Source organism: Bartonella sp. P0282 (assembly GCF_048452985.1).
Lineage (GTDB): Bacteria > Pseudomonadota > Alphaproteobacteria > Rhizobiales > Rhizobiaceae > Bartonella > Bartonella choladocola.
The window spans coordinates 142,582-161,511 of the sequence record NZ_WTFO01000002.1 but is presented as its reverse complement, the minus strand read 5'-3'; the positions used below and the strand labels follow the sequence as shown (position 1 = coordinate 161,511).

The 18,930-nt window shown below is 45.5% G+C and carries 20 protein-coding genes and 4 tRNA genes; 4 read left to right on the top strand and 20 right to left on the bottom strand.

What is annotated here, in order from left to right; translation table 11 throughout:
• Positions 1-198: 198 nt before the first annotated feature.
• The 10 genes from rplL to GQS64_RS06055 all read right to left on the bottom strand — a co-directional run bounded on the left by rplL (position 199) and on the right by GQS64_RS06055 (position 5,591).
• Positions 199-570, bottom strand: coding sequence for a 50S ribosomal protein L7/L12 (gene rplL / locus GQS64_RS06100; RefSeq protein ID WP_077991862.1), 372 nt, complete (start codon positions 568-570; stop codon positions 199-201).
• Between the two features lie 99 nt (positions 571-669).
• A complete protein-coding gene (gene rplJ / locus GQS64_RS06095; protein ID WP_077991861.1) occupies positions 670-1,188 on the bottom strand; it encodes a 50S ribosomal protein L10 in 519 nt (172 codons plus the stop codon).
• Between the two features lie 319 nt (positions 1,189-1,507).
• Positions 1,508-2,209, bottom strand: a complete 702-nt coding sequence (gene rplA, locus GQS64_RS06090; RefSeq protein ID WP_198230988.1) for a 50S ribosomal protein L1 — start codon at positions 2,207-2,209, stop codon at positions 1,508-1,510.
• Between the two features lie 4 nt (positions 2,210-2,213).
• Positions 2,214-2,642: a 50S ribosomal protein L11 gene (gene rplK / locus GQS64_RS06085; protein WP_077971159.1), complete on the bottom strand. Its 429-nt coding sequence runs from the start codon at positions 2,640-2,642 to the stop codon at positions 2,214-2,216.
• Positions 2,643-2,809: 167 nt separating this feature from the next.
• The gene (nusG, locus tag GQS64_RS06080; protein ID WP_077971157.1) at positions 2,810-3,340 is read right to left on the bottom strand and encodes a transcription termination/antitermination protein NusG; all 531 of its coding nucleotides are present in this window, start codon (positions 3,338-3,340) and stop codon (positions 2,810-2,812) included.
• A gap of 19 nt (positions 3,341-3,359) precedes the next feature.
• On the bottom strand, positions 3,360-3,572 hold the full coding sequence (gene secE, locus GQS64_RS06075) for a preprotein translocase subunit SecE (protein WP_077991858.1): 213 nt from the start codon (positions 3,570-3,572) through the stop codon (positions 3,360-3,362).
• 376 nt (positions 3,573-3,948) lie between these two features.
• Positions 3,949-4,024, bottom strand: a tRNA-Trp gene (locus GQS64_RS06070).
• A gap of 47 nt (positions 4,025-4,071) precedes the next feature.
• Complete coding sequence (gene tuf, locus GQS64_RS06065; RefSeq protein WP_077991855.1) at positions 4,072-5,247, bottom strand: elongation factor Tu; 1,176 nt, start codon at positions 5,245-5,247, stop codon at positions 4,072-4,074.
• A gap of 162 nt (positions 5,248-5,409) precedes the next feature.
• Positions 5,410-5,483: transfer RNA gene (locus tag GQS64_RS06060), tRNA-Gly, on the bottom strand.
• Between the two features lie 23 nt (positions 5,484-5,506).
• Positions 5,507-5,591, bottom strand: a tRNA-Tyr gene (locus tag GQS64_RS06055).
• A 206-nt stretch (positions 5,592-5,797) separates the two neighbouring features.
• Between GQS64_RS06055 and GQS64_RS06050 the strand changes: the two genes are divergently transcribed.
• Positions 5,798-6,631, top strand: coding sequence for a TrmH family RNA methyltransferase (locus tag GQS64_RS06050; protein WP_198230987.1), 834 nt, complete (start codon positions 5,798-5,800; stop codon positions 6,629-6,631).
• Positions 6,632-6,728: 97 nt separating this feature from the next.
• Here the strand turns inward: GQS64_RS06050 and GQS64_RS06045 are convergent, their stop codons facing one another.
• The 10 genes from GQS64_RS06045 to GQS64_RS06000 all read right to left on the bottom strand — a co-directional run bounded on the left by GQS64_RS06045 (position 6,729) and on the right by GQS64_RS06000 (position 15,168).
• Positions 6,729-7,448 carry a rhomboid family intramembrane serine protease gene (locus GQS64_RS06045; protein WP_198230986.1) on the bottom strand — a complete coding sequence of 240 codons (720 nt, stop codon included), beginning with the start codon at positions 7,446-7,448 and terminating at the stop codon, positions 6,729-6,731.
• Positions 7,432-8,505 (bottom strand): hypothetical protein, encoded by a 1,074-nt coding sequence (locus tag GQS64_RS06040; protein WP_198230985.1) that lies wholly within the window; start codon positions 8,503-8,505, stop codon positions 7,432-7,434. Before GQS64_RS06040 ends, GQS64_RS06045 begins: the two co-directional genes overlap by 17 nt.
• A gap of 134 nt (positions 8,506-8,639) precedes the next feature.
• Complete coding sequence (locus GQS64_RS06035; protein WP_198230984.1) at positions 8,640-9,071, bottom strand: L,D-transpeptidase; 432 nt, start codon at positions 9,069-9,071, stop codon at positions 8,640-8,642.
• 122 nt (positions 9,072-9,193) lie between these two features.
• Entirely contained in the window at positions 9,194-9,697 is a 504-nt protein-coding gene (locus GQS64_RS06030; protein WP_077991849.1) for a hypothetical protein, read from the bottom strand.
• A 583-nt stretch (positions 9,698-10,280) separates the two neighbouring features.
• A complete protein-coding gene (locus tag GQS64_RS06025) occupies positions 10,281-10,709 on the bottom strand; it encodes a DUF2155 domain-containing protein (RefSeq protein WP_198230983.1) in 429 nt (142 codons plus the stop codon).
• Positions 10,710-10,802: 93 nt separating this feature from the next.
• Positions 10,803-11,201 (bottom strand): NADH:ubiquinone oxidoreductase subunit NDUFA12, encoded by a 399-nt coding sequence (locus tag GQS64_RS06020; protein ID WP_077991848.1) that lies wholly within the window; start codon positions 11,199-11,201, stop codon positions 10,803-10,805.
• Between the two features lie 104 nt (positions 11,202-11,305).
• On the bottom strand, positions 11,306-11,794 hold the full coding sequence (locus GQS64_RS06015; protein WP_198230982.1) for a GNAT family N-acetyltransferase: 489 nt from the start codon (positions 11,792-11,794) through the stop codon (positions 11,306-11,308).
• Positions 11,795-11,799: 5 nt separating this feature from the next.
• A complete protein-coding gene (gene gatB / locus GQS64_RS06010; protein WP_198230981.1) occupies positions 11,800-13,299 on the bottom strand; it encodes an Asp-tRNA(Asn)/Glu-tRNA(Gln) amidotransferase subunit GatB in 1,500 nt (499 codons plus the stop codon).
• 139 nt (positions 13,300-13,438) lie between these two features.
• Positions 13,439-14,935 (bottom strand): trigger factor, encoded by a 1,497-nt coding sequence (tig, locus tag GQS64_RS06005; RefSeq protein WP_198230980.1) that lies wholly within the window; start codon positions 14,933-14,935, stop codon positions 13,439-13,441.
• A 150-nt stretch (positions 14,936-15,085) separates the two neighbouring features.
• A tRNA-Leu gene (locus GQS64_RS06000) sits at positions 15,086-15,168 on the bottom strand.
• A gap of 937 nt (positions 15,169-16,105) precedes the next feature.
• On the opposite strand from GQS64_RS06000, the gene trmFO reads away from it, so the two are divergent.
• The 3 genes from trmFO to GQS64_RS05985 are packed head-to-tail and all read left to right on the top strand — an operon-like array spanning position 16,106 to position 18,870.
• Positions 16,106-17,509, top strand: coding sequence for a methylenetetrahydrofolate--tRNA-(uracil(54)-C(5))-methyltransferase (FADH(2)-oxidizing) TrmFO (gene trmFO, locus GQS64_RS05995; protein ID WP_077991843.1), 1,404 nt, complete (start codon positions 16,106-16,108; stop codon positions 17,507-17,509).
• Complete coding sequence (gene gph, locus GQS64_RS05990; protein ID WP_077991842.1) at positions 17,506-18,180, top strand: phosphoglycolate phosphatase; 675 nt, start codon at positions 17,506-17,508, stop codon at positions 18,178-18,180. Before trmFO ends, gph begins: the two co-directional genes overlap by 4 nt.
• A gap of 60 nt (positions 18,181-18,240) precedes the next feature.
• A complete protein-coding gene (locus GQS64_RS05985) occupies positions 18,241-18,870 on the top strand; it encodes a YrbL family protein (protein WP_198230979.1) in 630 nt (209 codons plus the stop codon).
• Positions 18,871-18,930: the final 60 nt, after the last annotated feature.

Here is an 18,930-nt window from a genome sequence, read left to right as displayed (position 1 = left end):
CCATGCAACCGGAGCGCCTTGTTTTCTCAAAGACCGACGACCAACCATCCAATCGTTGATTCTAATGTCATGTCCTTGAACGGTTTAAACCCGTTTCCTGACAGCCACCGAACTGTCAGGAAAAGGGTTCAATCCAAAGCTCGTTTCCATCCTTGCGGATGTGGAACCGGTGAGCGAAAGCCCACCGGTTTTGCGAACTTATTTAAGTTCAACCTTTGCACCAGCTTTTTCAAGCTGTTCTTTAAGTTTCTCGGCTTCGTCCTTGGAAACGCCCTCTTTAACGGGCTTCGGAGCACCTTCAACCAAATCCTTGGCTTCTTTAAGGCCAAGACCTGTAATGCCGCGAACTTCCTTGATGACGTTGATCTTCTGGGCACCGCCAGAAACGAGGATAACGTCAAATTCGGTTTTTTCTTCAGCAGCCGGAGCAGCAGCGCCAGCAACAGCAGCAACAGCTACCGGTGCAGCAGCCGAAACGCCCCATTTTTCTTCGAGCATTTTGGAAAGCTCTGCGGCTTCCAAAACGGTGAGGTTGGAAAGGTCTTCAACGATCTTTGCGAGATCAGCCATTTTTATATTCCTTCAAATAAAAGGTTTAACCAATTGTTTAACAGCGAACCGACTAAAAAGACTTGTTTTAAGCGTCTATAGCCGGCTTGCGAAACAGCCTTAAGCCGCTTCGTTCTTGCGGGCATATGCGCCAATAACACGTGCAACCTGACCGGCAGGTGCCTTGACAACTTGAGCAATACGGGTAGCCGGTGTGGAAATCATTCCAACCAGTTTCGCACGCAACTCGTCCAGAGACGGCAATGAAGCCAAAGACTTCACAGCGTCTGCGTTCAAGTTCGTAGCACCCATAGCGCCACCAAGAATGACAAGCTTGTCATTAGCTTTAGAAAATTCGACAGCAATTTTCGGTGCTGTCACCGGGTCCGAAGAATAGGCGATCAGTGTCTGTCCGGTGAACAGATCTGAAATCGACTCCGAATCCGTGCCCTTAAGAGCGATCTTGGCAAGGCGGTTTTTTGCGACTTTAACGGCGCCGCCAGCTTCACTCATTTTGGAACGAAGTTCGTTCATTTGTGAAACTGTCAGACCGGAATAGTGAGCCACAACGACCGAACCGGACTCTTTCAAAGTCCCATTGAGCCATGTGACAAATTCGCGTTTTTCCGCTCTATCCACTGTCTCTCTCCATTTAACAGGTTCTATCAAAAACCTGTCGGGTTGCCTTGAGATAACAGAAACCATTTCTGTTATCAGTGAGGATCCTGTCCCCTTTTTCACGCTTTTTTTGAAAAGCACTCAAAGGCAACGCTGGTTCAAACCTTTTAGTCTCGAAAACATCAAGGTCATTACCCCAGTCTCATGCAGGTTCAAATTCTATTAAGACACTTAATGTGTCACCCACAATCTCGGACAGGACATTCCGGGTTTCCCCGGTATGACCCGGACTTCCTGAAAAGCCCGGATTAGTACGCCAGTAACAAAACTGGCTGAATTCTTATTGCTCCGGACGAACCGTTGCCAAATCGATCTTGACACCAACACCCATAGTTGAAGAAAGACCGACGCGCTTCAGATAATCACCCTTGGCGCCTGTTGGCTTGGCTTTCAAAACTGCATCGGCAAATGCTTTCGCATTCTGGGCAATCTGCTCGGCACTAAAGGAAGCTTTACCAACACCGGCATGTACAATACCGGCTTTTTCAACACGGAACTCTACCGCGCCGCCTTTGGAAGCCTTTACTGCAGCCGCAACATCAGGTGTAACCGTACCCACTTTCGGGTTCGGCATCAAACTACGCGGTCCAAGAATTTTACCCAAACGACCAACCAACGGCATCATATCCGGTGTAGCAATACAACGATCGAATTCGATTGTACCGCCGTTTACGGTCTCGAACAAATCCTCGGCCCCAACAATATCGGCACCGGCTGCTTTTGCCTCTTCAGCTTTATCACCACGAGCAAAAACTGCAACGCGTACGTGACGACCTGTCCCATTCGGAAGGTTGACAACGCCGCGAACCATCTGGTCTGCATAGCGAGGATCAACACCCAGATTCATGGTGATTTCAATGGTTTCGTCGAATTTGGCGATCGCACGGTCTTTCACCATCTTGACCGCTTCATCCAGAGGATACAACTTGTTGAAGTCTACACCTTCACGGATTTTTTTAAGTCTTTTTGCTATCTTCGCCATAATCTTAGCCCACCACCTGTAGACCCATCGAGCGGGCTGAACCTTCAATCATACGCATAGCAGCCTCAACGTCATTGGCGTTAAGATCTTTCATCTTGGCTTGCGCAATTTTGCGAACCTTGTCACGGGAAATCGTGCCGGCAACTGTCTTGCCCGGTTCCTTTGAACCCGATTTCAAATTTGCTTCTTTTTTCAAGAAATAGGAAACCGGAGGCGTCTTCATCGAAAAAGTGAAAGACTTGTCCTGATAATAGGTAATAACGACCGGTATCGGAGAATTCTTCTCCATTTCCTGAGAAGCAGCATTGAATGCTTTACAGAATTCCATAATATTAATGCCGCGCTGACCAAGAGCAGGTCCAATTGGCGGAGACGGGTTGGCGGCCCCTGCCGGTACCTGCAGCTTAAGCTGGCCTGCAATTTTTTTAGCCATAATAATCTGCCTTTTTAACTATGCCGAAAATCGGCGGTTTATATAACCGGATAACCGGTTTTGCAGTTTTGTGGTCTGGCTCATATAACCGGCTAAAGTTATAGTCACCTTCCACAATCCAATTTCAAAAACACCCCACTTCCGACGGGTGTTCTTTGAAAAATCAATCAGAGCTTTTCGACCTGACCAAAGTCGAGATCGACCGGAGTAGCACGTCCGAAAATCGAAACCTCCACCTTCAGGCGGGATCTTTCATCCTCGACTTCCTGAACGATTCCATTGAATGAAGCAAATGGACCATCAGCAACACGAACCTGTTCGCCGACTTCAAACGAAACAGAAGACTTCGGACGTTCGATCCCTTGCTGAACCTGATTAAGAATCTGATCCGCTTCCCGATCGGTAATCGGAACAGGCTTGGAGTCAGACCCTAAAAAACCTGTTACCTTCGGCGTGTTTTTTATAAGATGATAAACATCATCCGTCAAATCCGCACGAACAAGAACATAGCCGGGGAAAAATTTCCGTTCCGAATCAACTTTGCGCCCACGACGGACTTCTACAACTTTTTCCGTCGGAACAAGAATTTTCTCGAACAGATGATCCAAGCCTTTCAGCTTTGCTTCCTTTTCAATAGCCTCTGCAACCTTTTTTTCAAAGTTCGAGTAGGCCTGAACAATATACCAACGAGCAGCCACGGTTACTTTCCTTGAACTATTAGCTGAAAAGACGTTTTAGAAGATCAATACTCTCCCAAACGCCAAAATTCATAATCTGGTCTGCAATGAAAAAGAACGCAGCCGCAAAAGCTGCCATCAAAACAACCATAACTGTCGAAATTGTTGTTTCGCGACGTGTCGGCCAGGTTACTTTTGCAGTCTCGGCACGAACCTGTTTGATAAAGGTAATGGGGTTTGTCTTGGCAGCCATCACTTTCCCTATGTTTTCCTGATTATATCGCGAATCACAAAATCTACTTTAAACATGCCAAAACCGCGAAAGGCCAATCACCCAGCCTCACGCGATTTCCTTATTAACACTAAATAAAGCGTTATTCATAAAATTACAAGCCAAAACTTCGTACAATTAATAACCGGAACCGGTAATAACCGGAATTGACCGAAAAATGAATCACGGCAAACAGTGATTATTCGTTTAGCAACAAACCGGTGGCGAATAGCAACGACAGTTGCGACCCTTTTGCCGACTTTTTTCAAAAACACCTGTCTATAAAAAACAAAAATGCATAAGCAGGTTTTATAAAAAAACCACACCCATACATCTATCCGGTATTAATTGGAAAAAATGGCAGGGGCAGTAGGGTTCGAACCCACGACCTGCGGTTTTGGAGACCGCCGCTCTACCAACTGAGCTATACCCCTTCAGGTCAAGACAGACATACCAAACTGCATGTCTGTCTTTCTCTTGACTATTCAATGATTTTGGAAACGATACCGGCACCAACTGTGTGGCCACCTTCACGGATAGCGAAGCGGAGCTTCTCTTCCATAGCAACCGGAACAATCAGTGTAACATCCATCGTAACGTTATCACCCGGCATAACCATTTCTGTACCTTCCGGCAATGTTACAATACCGGTAACGTCTGTTGTACGGAAATAGAACTGCGGACGGTAATTGGTGAAAAATGGTGTGTGACGACCACCTTCATCCTTTGTCAAAATATAGGCTTCTGCCTTGAACTTGGTGTGCGGTGTAACAGTACCGGGCTTTGCCAATACCTGTCCGCGTTCGACACCTTCACGTTCAATACCACGAAGAAGAGCACCGATATTGTCGCCTGCTTCACCTTCATCAAGAAGCTTGCGGAACATTTCAACGCCGGTCACTGTGGTCTTTGTTGTCGGGCGAATACCAACGATTTCTACTTCGTCACCAACCTTGACAATACCGCGTTCAACACGGCCGGTCACAACTGTACCACGACCGGAAATCGAGAACACGTCTTCAATCGGCATCAGGAAAGGCTGGTCGATCGGACGCTTCGGAGTCGGGATATATTCATCAACTTCATGCATCAAAAGACGAACAGCATCTTCACCGATTTCCTTGTTGGTGCCTTCAAGAGCAGCCAATGCAGAACCCTTGACAATCGGAATCTCGTCGCCGGGGAAATCATATTTTGAAAGAAGTTCGCGAACTTCAAGTTCAACCAGTTCCAACAGCTCTTCATCGTCTACCTGATCGACTTTATTCAGGAAAACAACAATAGCAGGAACGCCAACCTGACGGGCAAGAAGAATGTGTTCGCGTGTCTGGGGCATCGGGCCATCAGCAGCAGAAACAACAAGAATTGCACCGTCCATCTGGGCAGCACCGGTAATCATGTTCTTGACATAGTCAGCGTGTCCGGGGCAATCAACGTGGGCGTAGTGACGCTTCTCTGTCTCGTATTCTACGTGTGCTGTAGAAATCGTGATACCACGAGCGCGTTCTTCCGGCGCAGCATCAATCTGGTCATACGCCTTGAACTCGCCAAAATACTTTGTAATCGCTGCCGTCAACGTTGTTTTACCATGGTCAACGTGACCAATCGTGCCGATATTTACATGCGGCTTCGTACGTTCATATTTGCTCTTTGCCATCGCCGTCGATCTCTCGTCTTGTTAACACCCTTACAGGGTTTCAGAACCGAACATTACCGGATTAAAACTTCAAACCGGCTTACATCTAATAAACGGAAACTTCCGTCTGGTCACAATGGAGTTTTACCCCAATATTTTATTGCTTTATCGCTAACGAACGCTTGGAGCGGGTAGCGGGAATCGAACCCGCGTATTCAGCTTGGAAGGCTGCTGCTCTACCATTGAGCTATACCCGCACGTTGACTCCGGCTCCGGTAAATGGTGGAGGGGGTTGGATTCGAACCAACGTAGCATAAAGCAACGGATTTACAGTCCGTCCCCTTTAACCACTCGGGCACCCCTCCATTAAATACCTAGCGGAGTTGCGCGATAAGGCATATACAACCAGACCAAATACATAAAGAACTCGTTCTGTTTGTGTGGGGCGTTATGCCGTTTAGCATTGCCTCTGTCAACAGGTTAAATTCCGTTCTTTTCATTTTAATATCAAAAAATTCTTTTTTCACATTTTTTAGTATCGGATAGGACAAGCAATCGGCTATAGAAAACCATGAACGAAAAAACTCCAAAAGATTCCCATTACGCCCGACTACGCCGCCAATATCGTGACCGTTCGGGCTTAAGGGGTGAAAAAAACAACCGCCCGAAAATTGAACCGTCACCCTTTAATGACGGAGAACTCCGGCTTTATGGCCTCCATACGGTTGCTGCCGCCCTTCGCAATAAAAAGCGCAAACTCAAGAAACTTTCTGTCACAAAAAATGCGTTTGACCGTCTTGGTCTCGACGAATCAGAATTAAATTGTCCGGTGGAAGTGGTTGCACCGAAAGTGCTTGATTCGCTTGTCGGTAGCGAGGCGGTACACCAAGGTGTCGTTCTCGAAACAGAACCTTTGAAACCACGCTCGCTTGACGAACTCTCCGATACCGATCTTGTTATCGTGCTCGATCAGGTCACCGACCCGCACAATGTCGGCGCTATTATGCGTTCGGCTGTTGCATTCAATGCCGGTGCTCTTATTACAACGAACAGGCATTCGGCACAGGAAACCGGAGTCCTTGCAAAAGCAGCCTCCGGTGCTTTGGAACTTATAGACCACATTGCCGTGCGCAATCTCGCAGACGCACTCGAAGAACTACACAAAGCCGGTTTCACGAGTTTCGGACTTGATTCGGAAGGACCACTTCCTCTCGAACCAAGTTTGAAAGGCGGTCATATTGCCCTCGTTCTTGGAGCTGAAGGAAAAGGCTTACGACAAAAAACACGCGAAACTGTTTCTGTGCTTGCCCGCCTTGATATGCCGGGGGCGATAAAATCCCTGAATGTATCCAATGCCGCAGCCATTTCGCTTTATGCTGCACGCAATTATCTCACAAAAAAATAATCCGGATTTCATTCCGGATTTTTTCAACGCCGGATATATCAAGCCGGTTTTTTCATCAAATTGAGAAAACACCATGTCGACCGGAATCAGGTGGCTGCTAAAGTTCCTGATTTCTGCGTTTGTCAAATATTCCTATGAGAAAGAAACCGGCTAACAGCCCGCCAATATGTGCCACCCAGGCGATTGAAGTTTCTTCCCCCCCGATAGATGGTGTCGCAATGCCGGTAATGATGTCGATGATGATCCATGTACCGATAAAAACGACGACATTCTTCGAGACCAGTGATTGACCTATGGATAAAATCGGTCCGGCAAATTCCGACCTTTGTCTATATCCTTGATTTTGCACCTGCCTAAAACCGTAGCGTGCAGCAGCTCCCATCATACCGGATATGGCACCTGACGCACCAACCATCGGCACATAACTATCGGGATAAATGTATAAATGCGCAAACGCGGCGGCAGCCGAACATACACACCAGAAGACAATAAACCTCAAACTGCCTATCCGGTTGGCAAGCGGCGAGCCGAATATCACAAGCCACATCATATTGACGCCAACATGCATGAGGCTTGCATGCAAAAATGAATAGCTGACCGGTGTATACCAGAATTTCAGGAAAGCGTGACTGAAGAAATCGGGAATAAAAGCGAGATAGGTATAAAATATATCGTAGTTTCGGGGTGAAAAGAAATATTCCGGAATTAAAAAACTGAAAGCACATACCGCAACGATGATAACGATGATGGTTGGTATATTGAACAGCGGTGTATGTTGCCTTCGGTTAAAAGCGTGGTCGTTATAGTCGTTGTTCACATTCAGTCTCCTGACATCGGAAATGTTTTTGTGCGTAACGCGGTATCAAACGTACATATATAATTTCGGCAACAAGTTCGACGCAGGTTTGTGTCAAAACAACGCCGGTAATCAGAGCGCGTCCACCAGAGGGTGCTATAGATAGCAAAAGTGGCAACAAAACCAGAGAATTTCGCGTGGAAACACTAAAACTCAGAGCAATTGCCTTTTTCCTGCCAAGCCTCATTAATTTTGCAGTTAAAAAACCGATAAATGGCGCAAGAAAGGCATATAGTGCATAAAATAAAACCCCGTATAAAAATGCACCGGATAATTGCTTTTTATCACAACAAGAAACGGGTTCAGCATTATCGAGCATAGGTAAATTTTCGCCCGATAGCCGATTATTCAGGCCAAATAAACTCGTATTTTCCGCAGCAGAACAGCAATTTTTGAATGTCGAAAAAATTTCCGAACTGGCATAAGTAGCGATAGCCATCAATGTGAGTGCGGTAACAGGAACGACACTTTTTTCCATGACCGAAGTCGAAGTGGAAATGAATTTGTTATGACAGGATATTCCCTGAAGAAGCCAGGCAATACATAACGGTAAAACCAGAACCGAGACAACCGAAAACAAAAATTCACCGATTTTTTGCCGTTCATCTGCAAGACTTTCAGTATTCCCGAAGCCCATTCCCCCCCAAAGAAACAAAAAGCACAGTTGGACGATCAATAAAACCGGAAGCATCGCAGTCAGAGCTGTGGCATCACCTTTTGCCATACGGCAAAAAGACACAACATAATCCACACAAGGTGCGCAAAGCAGGATTGCCCCAAATAGGGAAAAGTAAAGATAAGGATTGTTGCCGGATGTTAATGTCGAAAAAGAAAGCTGTTTATCCGGAAAATCCAGCCACGACAGCCCCGACCATAATAATAAAAACACGAGAGCCGGAATAAACAGGAAATTTCCGACGATTAACCCCGCAATAAAACGTTTGTCACTGAAACTATTGACAATTGCTGCGCACGGAACCTGCAAAAATGTGACAAGCAGCAATAGAGGTAAGATCACTTGTAATGCTCGATTGGCAAACCCTGATATTGGCGAAAAGCATCCGGTAACGAGCCCTATAACGATTGCTACGCAATAAAACCATATTTGATAATGTTCAAAAAATGCTGGCCAGTTCCGGTGATTACAAACCATTATTTAATCACAATTTTCAAATTTTCCGGCCCCGCTTCTTGCAGCATTTTATAGAGTATCTGCGCATTTGCCGTATTCAGGCGTATGCAGCCATGGCTTGCAGGGCTACCTAACCTGCTTACATATGAAGTTCCGTGGATTGCATAGCCTTCGTTATAGAAAATCGCATAAGGCATAGGCGCGTTGTCATATTTTCTGCTCCGCCACATTTTATGCATTCTGACGGGTCTGAAAGTTCCGCTTGGCGTCGTATAACCTTTACGGCCTGTCGATACTTTCCAATGATAAAGTGTCTTGCCGTTTTTTTTAACGACCATTGTTTGTTCCGATACATTCACCAACGCCAATAGGTCGTCTGCCAAAGCAAAATCTGTCAAAAAAAATGACGGTACCAACACTCCCATAAAAACAGCAGATATTTTCCAACGCATTGCATCCCCACCCCACTTTACTTTCAAAAAATTCATAGCCCAGCGTAAAACGCTAAAAAACTAAAGGAAATGAAAAAAATAAAAAATCGTTGAATTTTTACCTGATAAATTGATTTTGATATTCAATATTTCGGCATGGATTGCATCTGGTCAAGAACTTGCTGAAAAGCTCTTTTATCAAGAAATCCGTCAACATAATTCCCGCGCCCGACAAGTTTAAAAATAAATCCGCTGACAGCATATTGGCGAAATTCATCTTCAGGAATAAAAATGCGACCTTTTTCCGAATTTGTACATCCGATCGTACAAACTATATTCAGTTTTTCCCGTGCAACATAACGATAGTTTCGTTTCTGCGACCATGCCAGACTAATATCAAGATCGTTGCTGTTTGTAGACGTTGCGATCGTATCAATGACGTAACCTTGATTGCTTATCCATTTTGCCTGCATTTCCAGTTGTATCAAAGGATTGTTCGTAAAATAGAAACTTTTGGAGCTAAGTTCCGTAACACGCGTATAATAATCATGTGTTGTTGAAGGTTCTGTCGTCCACTGGCAGGCGGTGAGACAACAAGCCAAAATCAGATAAGCAAGACTCTTTTTCACAAAACGAATTGACAGCATGTTGCGCCTTCTGAAACACTGCGATTTTCCGATTGAAAGATTAATGCGCGACGCTTACGCCAAGCTTAAGCCTTGTTGTTTGAGATATAAAAACGCAAATAAATCGAAAATAAAGGCAATCCGCTTCTGAAAACAACGAACATCACGCCCGAATATTAACTTTTCAACTTCGCAATGTGTAATTCAAACTGCTTGAAGACTTGAAGTCACAATTATTGACGGGGCCAAGCTTTTTATAATTTTTAATATCCATTTCATATAAAACCGGATTAAGCGGCCTTTGGGTGAAAAATAGATTTCCTTTCGGGATAACCTTGCACCAAAAGCAAATTCCTCTCGGAACATTCCGGATTCAAACCTTTTCAGATGATCGATGCTTTTGCCTGAAGTTTTGAAAAAACAAACGGCTATCCTGCGTAAAGTGCTGATTTCAACCAAGAGATTTCCGGAAAATGACAGCTTCCAACCGGTTAATACCGATTTCAGACAACATTCGCATTGTTATGGGGGGGAAATAGCACGGCGATTGCCCGCCCATTACATGAACCGGATGAAATGAATAATAAATGCCAATTCAGAAAGATCACTGAGGTGCGGGAACTTTCGATTTTTGTTTGCAGTCTTTCAGCCAAACATCATAAATCGGGTGCTCGACAGCATTAAGACCAGGGCTGTCGGCAAACATCCACCCCGTGAAAATGCGTTTTATTTTTTTGTCCAACGTGATTTCATTGACTTCAACAAATCCATCGGTACGTGTAGCCTCATCTGCCGAGTTCGAGTAACAGACACGCGGGGTTACTTGCAACGCACCAAATTGATATGTCTCGCCGATATAGACATCGAATGTTGTAATACGGCCGGTTATTTTATCCAGCCCCGAAAAGACGGCAACCGGATTGCTTAAACGTGTTGTTTCCTGAGAAAATACCGACGTGGTGCCAGCTAGGATACCGGCAACGCCAATCACGGCAAATAAGCAACTTTTTGGAAACGGTTTAAAAAATTTCATAGCACCGCATCAACAACTTCAATTAAAGCCCGAAGCTTATCTGCCAATTATGGCAATATGGCGGAAACCTTCGGTTTGTCCGCCACTGTTTAATTATTTACCCGGTGTCCAGGCATCATAATCGCCGGTCACATGTGGCCGCTCACCATGATGTGTAATCGAGCCTTTTGGCGTATAGGCCTGACTTGTGCCGGTGAGATTTGGGTGATGCGGCTTTTCCCATTCACGTGCGTGATAATTTTCAGCGCTTGGTGGTGTATTTGTCCGATGATGGATCCAGCCATGCCAACCGGCGGGAATTGTCGAAGCTTCGGAATAATTCTTATAAATGACCCAGCGACGTGGATAACCGTCTTTATGAAGGCCACCTTCATAATAGATATTTCCGAATTCGTCCTCGCCGACGCGCTTACCATGTAGCCACGTAAAAAACCGCGTATTGATGGTGTTACCATTCCACCACGTAAAAACCTGTTTCCAGATACCAGCCATTTCAGTGCGAGCTCCTTCAGTCCAGCCCATAAGCTTCAAACGAATAACAAACTTTAAATGTTATGCAGCCCGACAGCATTAAAAGCAAGTTATTATTCACATTGTCAAAATAGCGTTTTCTCGAACACAATATCGTCGTTCGAGACATTGTCGCTATTTTTCCCCAGTCTTTTATAGCCTTGTTCTTCAAAGAATTTTTGCGCCCGCTCGTCTTTTTTATTGAGCGAGATACGAATTTTCCGCGCAGCAGGAAAGGCTTCTTCAAGTTCTATCAACAAACGTTGACCGATCCCCTGCCCCTGACTTTCCGGCTTTACACATAAATGAAACACAAGAGCTATTTCCGAATCACCCTTGACAGCACCCTGCGCTGCATAAGCCACCCCGTGAAGCAGTTCGCCATCATCTGCAACGATAAATTCGGATGCGGGACGGCTGAGCATTTTCTTCAATATGTCGGGCGTATAATCATGGGAGATTCTACGGTCTACCTCTTCACGTCCGACGAGATCATCAAATACAGCATGCCATGTTTCGATCAAAAGATCATGAATAGCATTGATATCATCCTTGGATGCAGTGCGAATCCACATGATCGTTATTCAATCCCAAGTTTTGCCTTTATCAATTTGTTCACCACTTGCGGGTTTGCCTTGCCACCGGTCTTTTTCATAACCTGACCAACAAACCAGCCTGCCAGAGTTGGTTTTTCTTTGGCTTGTGCAACCTTATCCGGATTGGCAGCAATGATTTCATCGACAGCCTTTTCGATAGCTCCGGTGTCGGTCACCTGTTTCATTCCACGTTCTTCAACGATTTTCGCAGGATTTCCGCCTTCATTCCAAACAATTTCAAAGAGATCTTTTGCGATTTTACCTGAAATCGTACCCTCTTTGATAAGGTCGATAATTCCGCCAAGTTGATCTGCACTCATTGGAGATTGCGAAATATCAAGACTTGCCTTGTTCAAAGCGCCGAGCAAATCGTTAATCACCCAATTGGCGGCAAGTTTGCCATCACGACCTTCGGCAACGGACTGAAAGAAATCCGCAATCGCCTTTTCGCTTACAAGAATAGAGGCATCATAGGCACTCAAACCCATTTCATTAATGAAACTTGATTTGATTTCGTCCGGCAAGGCCGGCAATCCGGCTTTCAGGTCGTCGACAAATTTCTGGTCGAAAACCAAAGGCAGCAAATCGGGATCAGGAAAATAACGATAGTCATGCGCTTCTTCTTTGGAACGCATCGGCCGTGTTTCACCTTTGGCGGAATCAAACAGCCTTGTTTCCTGATCGATTGTACCGCCGTCCTCAAGAACCGCTATCTGTCGACGTGCTTCGTAATCGATTGCCTGCCCGATAAAACGGATCGAATTGACGTTTTTGATTTCGCACCTTGTGCCGAAATCCTCTCCCGGACGACGCACCGAGACATTAACATCGGCACGCATTGCGCCTTCATCCATATTGCCGTCGCATGTGCCAAGATAGCGCACAATGGTACGCAACTTGGTCACATAGGCTTTTGCTTCATCCGATGAACGCAAATCCGGCTTGGAAACAATCTCCATCAGGGCAACGCCAGAGCGGTTAAGGTCAACGAATGACATTGTCGGGTGTTGGTCGTGAATAGACTTTCCTGCATCTTGTTCGAGATGGAGACGTTCGATACCGATTTCTACATCCTCGAACTCACCTTTCTTGTCCGGCCCCACCGAAATGGTGATTTTTCCCTCGCCGACAATCGGCTGCTCAAACTGTGAAATCTGATAGCCTTGGGGTAAATCGGGATAAAAATAATTTTTGCGATCGAACACCGACTTCAAATTGATTTTGGCATTAAGTCCTAATCCGGTTCGTACAGCCTGTTTTACGCATTCGAGATTAATGACAGGTAGCATTCCCGGCATCGCCGCGTCGACGAGTGACACATGCGCATTGGGTTCGGCTCCGAATTTTGTAGAAGCACCGGAAAAAAGTTTGGAATTGGAGGTTACCTGTGCATGTACTTCCAACCCGATAATGACTTCCCAGTCACCGGTAGCTCCAGAAATGAAACGTTTCGGGTCAGCTGTGCGGGCATCAACGATTGTCATCAGAAATCCATCATAGTTATTTCAAAATAAAATTGTCTCTAATGGCTAGTCCAAACAAGCGCCAAGTGCAAGTAAAGAGTGTCGGGCTTATAAAAAAGGCCCGGAAAAACCGAGCCATAAATTCGCTTTCAAAAGCAAATCAATCTTTTTTGGCTGTTTTCTTGGCAGCCGGCTTTTTGGCCGGAGCTTTTTCTTCACCCTGAGATTTTGAAGCAGCTTTCTTTTCATCCGACTTTTTGTCGTCGGACTTCTTGCTTTCAGCCTTCTTCTTGGAGCCGGATTTCTTCGGCGACGTTTCGTCTTCGTCCTCTTTCAGCAGTTCTTCAGCCGTTACTTTCTTGTCAGTAACTTTGACTTTGCCCAAGAGATGATCGACAACCTTTTCTTCAAAGATCGGTGCACGCAAATTGGCAACTGCATCGGGAGTGCGACGGAAAAATTCGATAATCTGCTTTTCTTGTCCGGGATACTGACGAACCTGATCGTAAACCGCACGTTGCAACTCATCTTCCGAAACGTTGATTCCGGCCTTTTCACCGATTTCGGACAAAACAAGACCAAGGCGGACACGGCGTTCGGCAAGCTTGCGATATTCATCACGAGCTGCTTCTTCTGTTGTCTCCTCATCCTCGAAAGTGCGACCGGCCTGCTTCAATTCATTGGTAATCTGTGCCCAGATATTATTGAATTCCACATTGACCAAGCGTTCAGGTGTCTCGAAATCATAATCATTGTCAAGAGCATCAAGAATCTGGCGTTTTACCTTTTGGCGGGTAATTGTACCATATTGATTTTCAATCTGCTCACGAATGACATCGCGAAGCTTTTGCAGTGATTCGAGACCAAGCTTTTTGGCGGCCTCATCGTCGATCTTGAGCTCGTCCGGTTTTGAAACTTCCTTTACAGTAATGTCGAAAGTTGCTTCCTTACCGGCAAGATGTTTTGCATTGTAATTATCAGGGAATTTTACCGTGATGACCTTTTTATCTCCGGCTTTTACGCCGATAAGCTGTTCTTCAAAACCGGGTATAAACTGTTTTGAACCAAGAACGAGTTGGGCATCATTGTCTGCACCACCCTCGAACGGTGTTCCGTCAAGCTTGCCAAGATAATCGATCGTTACCCGATCACCCTCTTCGGCTTTACCTTTCTTTTCCGTATAAGTACGGGTTGAAGAAAGAACGCGCTCGACCTGTTTATCAATGTCGGTTTCAGGAACTTCAACAACTTCACGGGTAACAGCAATACCGGAAACATCCTTGAGATCGAATTTCGGCAAAACTTCATATTTCAACGTAAAGACGAAATCGGCGTCTCCGTTCAAAACCTTTTCGGCTTCTTTTTCATCTTCGCTCATATCTATTTCCGGCTGGGTAGCCGAACGTTCATTACGATCCGAAAGAATTGAACGGGGTGTGTCCTTCAAAATTTCGTTGATGACGTCAGCCATGAAAGACTTGCCATACATCTTTTTCAAATGGCTGACAGGCACTTTACCAGGGCGGAAGCCGTTCAGCTTGACCTTGTCTTTAGCGTCGTCAAGACGTTCATTTAATTTTGCTTCCAGATCTTTAGCCGGGATCACTACCTTGATCTCGCGCTCCAATCCCTTATTAAGCGTCTCGGTAACTTGCATCGAACAACCTTCATTTTTCTAAGGACAAGTGCTTAAGCCCTGTCCGATACCAATTCTGCTCCAACACTAAAGCGTCAGAATACCATGAAGCGGGCTTCCGCCTCAAGCGTAACCCCGCAAAAATTCTCTTTGCATTCAAGGTTGTTGCTGTGGTGCGGATGAAGGGACTCGAACCCCCACGGTTACCCGCCAGAACCTAAATCTGGTGCGTCTACCAATTTCGCCACATCCGCAAATCCTGACAATCAGGTTTGCAACAAACCATAGGCAAGCGGCGTCTCTATATCATTCAATTTCTATCAATCAAAGGAAAAAAGCCGACTCTTGCGTTTTTTAACGCTTATTTGGCGTAGAAGATAGATCAAAATCACACAATCCGGTTTGTTAACAAACGATAATCGGAAAACCATTTCAACAAAATGCCGCTTTGAAGATCTGTAAAACACGTAAATCTTCTGTCTTCATCGAAATTTCGGGTTTGCTCCGTAAAAGCCTGAATAAAAGTCGAACAATCATCCGTTCAGCTTTAGAAAGAAGTCAGCGTCTGTTTATTTTTTCGATGAGATGCGATCGTCGATAGACCAGTCGACTGCGACGAACAAAAATTTGAAATGCACTCGTTGCGCATCCCGTTTGGAGTTTTTTGGGTTACCTATAAACAACGAAAAAATATTTCCGATAAACATCGGTCGGCAACCTCCCCATCCAGACCAACCGGACTTTTCATTGCCCCGTTTCCTTGAAAACCGATATGAATGATTGATTCGCGAGCGTTAGAAATTCGGTTGTTGAAAAGCCGATTGATCGACTTAGTCCAATTTTTGTTCACGTCCAAAAGTCCGGCGATAATCCATGCTATGTCAGGCCATTTTATAAGAATTTTCCGGTTACATTCATTAAATAACGGCTGAAGAACGATTAGTAATCAATTACATCCTGCGGCCTCACATAGTCAAAAATTCGAGAATTTTTGTCGCTACCGTTTTCCCTTGATAGGCCTGAATATCGGCATTGAACCTATTGCCTATACGAGCTGAAAGGCTCTCATTATATCCGTGCTTTTTCTGCCATAAGATGATATTGACCGGCTTATATCCGGATTTTTATAGGGTAGCGCCGGATTTTATAATTTAACACCCTGATTTTTATAATTTAACGCAAAGAATGCCAATGTCGAATTTTTCCAACAAGCCGATCCATGTTATCGGCGGCGGTTTATCAGGTTCGGAAGCTGCCTGGCAGATAGCAGAAGCCGGTATTCCGGTGGTTTTGCATGAGATGCGACCGGTCAAACAAACACCGGCACACAAAACCGCGGGGCTTGCCGAACTTGTGTGTTCCAATTCACTTCGCTCGGATGACGCTGCCACCAATGCGGTCGGTTTGCTTCATGCCGAAATGCGGCTTGCCCATTCGCTTGTCATGAAAGTTGCCGACGATCATCAGGTTCCTGCCGGAAGTGCCCTTGCGGTGGATCGCGACATTTTTTCCCGAACAATAACAGAGAAAATAGAAAACCACCCGCTCATTGACATTGATCGGGGAGAGCTTGCAACACTTCCTCCGGAAGAATGGGGTAACGTTATTATTGCAACCGGCCCGCTAACCTCTCCCCGTCTTGCAGAGGCTATTTCCACTGTTACCGGCGCCGATGCCCTTTCCTTTTACGATGCTATTGCTCCGATCGTATATAAAGATACGATTGATATGGATATTTGTTGGTACCAGTCCCGTTATGACAAAGTTGGACCAGGGGGTACAGGCAAGGATTATATCAATTGCCCGCTCGACAAAGAACAATATGAAAACTTCGTGAAAGCGTTGATGGAAGGCGAAAAAGCCGAATTTCATGATTTTGAAAAAGTGCCCTATTTCGATGGTTGCCTGCCAATCGAAGTCATGGCCGAGCGCGGGAGCGAGACTTTACGCCATGGCCCGATGAAACCGATGGGACTTACCAATGCGCATAACCCGACTGTAAAAGCTTATGCCATTGTCCAGTTGCGACAGGACAATGCCTTGGGAACGCTTTACAATATGGTCGGATTTCAAACCAAGCTCAAATATGGGGAACAAACGCGCATTTTCCGCTCTATACCCGGACTTGAAAATGCAGAATTTGCACGTCTTGGCGGTATCCATCGCAACACCTATCTCAACTCGCCTGTTCTGCTCGACGAAACTTTAAGGCTGAAAAAGCTTGAACGGTTGCGCTTTGCCGGTCAAATGACGGGGTGTGAAGGCTATGTGGAATCGGCAGCAATGGGGCTTGTTGCCGGACGCTTTGCAATTGCCGATTATAATGGCGTGAAACCGAAACTGCCGCCGGTCACGACGGCGTTCGGTGCATTGCTTAATCACATAACCCGTGGGCATCTTCCGACAGAAGACACCGGCAAACAATCGTTTCAACCGATGAATATCAATTTCGGACTGTTTCCACCGGTAGAGGTTGAAAAACAGGATGGTATACGTTTACGTGGAAAAGAAAAAATTCTGGCGAAAAAACGCGCTTTGACAGCACGCGCACTCGCTGATTGCAAAACATGGTTGAACGAGGGGAAAATCCAATGAGTATCTCGCCCATAATTGTCTTCGATCTTGACGGAACACTTGTTGATTCAGCACCGGATTTGCTTGACAGTCTCAATTTCTGTCTTAGCCAAGAAGGGCTGAAGACTTTCGCACCCGATGATATTCGCCGTCTCGTCGGCATGGGTGGACGGATTATGATCGAGCGTGCACTCGCATTCCAGAACATCAAACCGGATGAGAACCATGTCGAGCAGTTACTTGCAACTTTCCTGCGTCATTATGCTGAAAATATGCCCGGTAAAACGCAATTCTTTGCTGGCGCAGATGCGTCACTCGACGCGCTTTCCAAAACAGGTTACAAACTTGCTGTCTGTACCAACAAACATGAAAAACTGGCACGTCGTCTGCTAGAGGGAATGGGGGAAGCAGGCCGTTTTGCAACCATTGTTGGCGGAGACACATTTACCTATCATAAACCGGATGCACGCCATATCCTCTCCACCATCGAGCGTGCCGGTTGCAGTCCTGAAAAAGCTCTGATGGTCGGCGATAGTCAGGCAGATATTCTTGCCGCTCAAAGTGCCGATATTCCGGTGATCGCGGTCGATTTCGGCTATACAGACAAACCTGTCAGCGCATTTAATCCGACGAAAATAATAAGTCATTTCAATGAATTGACACCGCAACTTGTTGCCAAGTGTCTTGGCTGACATTCCAGGCGACAGGAAGGCTATATTTTCCGGATTTTACGACAGCGAGATCACGTCAAAATGGATTATATCCTTACTTTATCGGATAAAAAGCCGTTATTTGAAGGGCTAACGCGCTCGGTCTATGTCAACGAGAGTGATCCCGATTATCTGATAAAAATTCCGTCTAAAGCATGGCGGGAAAAAATTGCCGGATTTTCACCATTGCGTCAAATGCGAAAAGCCGTTGATATAAACACGCCGAACACACGTGAAATCCGCGAATATATGCGTCATTTTCCCGATCCCGAAAAAGCACAGAATGAAAAACATCTGATGCAAATAGCAGGTATTGTTTCCACAGACATCGGTTGGGGATTGCTTGTTAAAGCTGAACGGGATTTGTCGGGAAACTATGCCAAACCGTTTGGCGCGCACAAAGCCGAAATTCCACATTATCGCAATGAAATCGCGGATTTTATTGACTGGGTAAAGACAACCCGCATCATTTGTTACGACCTGAAATTCGACAATATACTCTTAAGTTCAAGGAACGGCAGCCCTACCCTTGTATTGGTCGACGGAATTGGTGAAACGGGGATCATATCGCTACGCAAGTGCTGCCAGAAATATAACCGTGCCAAGAATGTTCATGAACTTCAGGAATTTATCGACGAACTGAAGCAATATATGGATTTGAAAAATCTGTAGAATAATTCGATCTAGACAATAAAAAGCCCGACACTTGGAATAAAGGTCGGGCTTTTAAAA

What these genes read in the sequence shown, in the direction of transcription:
- GQS64_RS06035 (WP_198230984.1), bottom strand. Translation starts at nt 9,071, where the DNA reads ATGCGTTGGAAAATATCTGCTGTTTTTATGGGAGTGTTGGTACCGTCA.
- GQS64_RS06050 (WP_198230987.1), top strand. Translation starts at nt 5,798, where the DNA reads ATGAACGAAAAAACTCCAAAAGATTCCCATTACGCCCGACTACGCCGC.
- GQS64_RS06015 (WP_198230982.1), bottom strand. Translation starts at nt 11,794, where the DNA reads ATGTGGATTCGCACTGCATCCAAGGATGATATCAATGCTATTCATGAT.
- trmFO (WP_077991843.1), top strand. Translation starts at nt 16,106, where the DNA reads ATGTCGAATTTTTCCAACAAGCCGATCCATGTTATCGGCGGCGGTTTA.
- gatB (WP_198230981.1), bottom strand. Translation starts at nt 13,299, where the DNA reads ATGACAATCGTTGATGCCCGCACAGCTGACCCGAAACGTTTCATTTCT.
- tuf (WP_077991855.1), bottom strand. Translation starts at nt 5,247, where the DNA reads ATGGCAAAGAGCAAATATGAACGTACGAAGCCGCATGTAAATATCGGC.
- GQS64_RS06025 (WP_198230983.1), bottom strand. Translation starts at nt 10,709, where the DNA reads ATGAAATTTTTTAAACCGTTTCCAAAAAGTTGCTTATTTGCCGTGATT.
- rplL (WP_077991862.1), bottom strand. Translation starts at nt 570, where the DNA reads ATGGCTGATCTCGCAAAGATCGTTGAAGACCTTTCCAACCTCACCGTT.
- GQS64_RS06030 (WP_077991849.1), bottom strand. Translation starts at nt 9,697, where the DNA reads ATGCTGTCAATTCGTTTTGTGAAAAAGAGTCTTGCTTATCTGATTTTG.
- rplA (WP_198230988.1), bottom strand. Translation starts at nt 2,209, where the DNA reads ATGGCGAAGATAGCAAAAAGACTTAAAAAAATCCGTGAAGGTGTAGAC.
- secE (WP_077991858.1), bottom strand. Translation starts at nt 3,572, where the DNA reads ATGGCTGCCAAGACAAACCCCATTACCTTTATCAAACAGGTTCGTGCC.
- tig (WP_198230980.1), bottom strand. Translation starts at nt 14,935, where the DNA reads ATGCAAGTTACCGAGACGCTTAATAAGGGATTGGAGCGCGAGATCAAG.
- GQS64_RS06020 (WP_077991848.1), bottom strand. Translation starts at nt 11,201, where the DNA reads ATGGCTGGTATCTGGAAACAGGTTTTTACGTGGTGGAATGGTAACACC.
- gph (WP_077991842.1), top strand. Translation starts at nt 17,506, where the DNA reads ATGAGTATCTCGCCCATAATTGTCTTCGATCTTGACGGAACACTTGTT.
- GQS64_RS05985 (WP_198230979.1), top strand. Translation starts at nt 18,241, where the DNA reads ATGGATTATATCCTTACTTTATCGGATAAAAAGCCGTTATTTGAAGGG.
- rplK (WP_077971159.1), bottom strand. Translation starts at nt 2,642, where the DNA reads ATGGCTAAAAAAATTGCAGGCCAGCTTAAGCTGCAGGTACCGGCAGGG.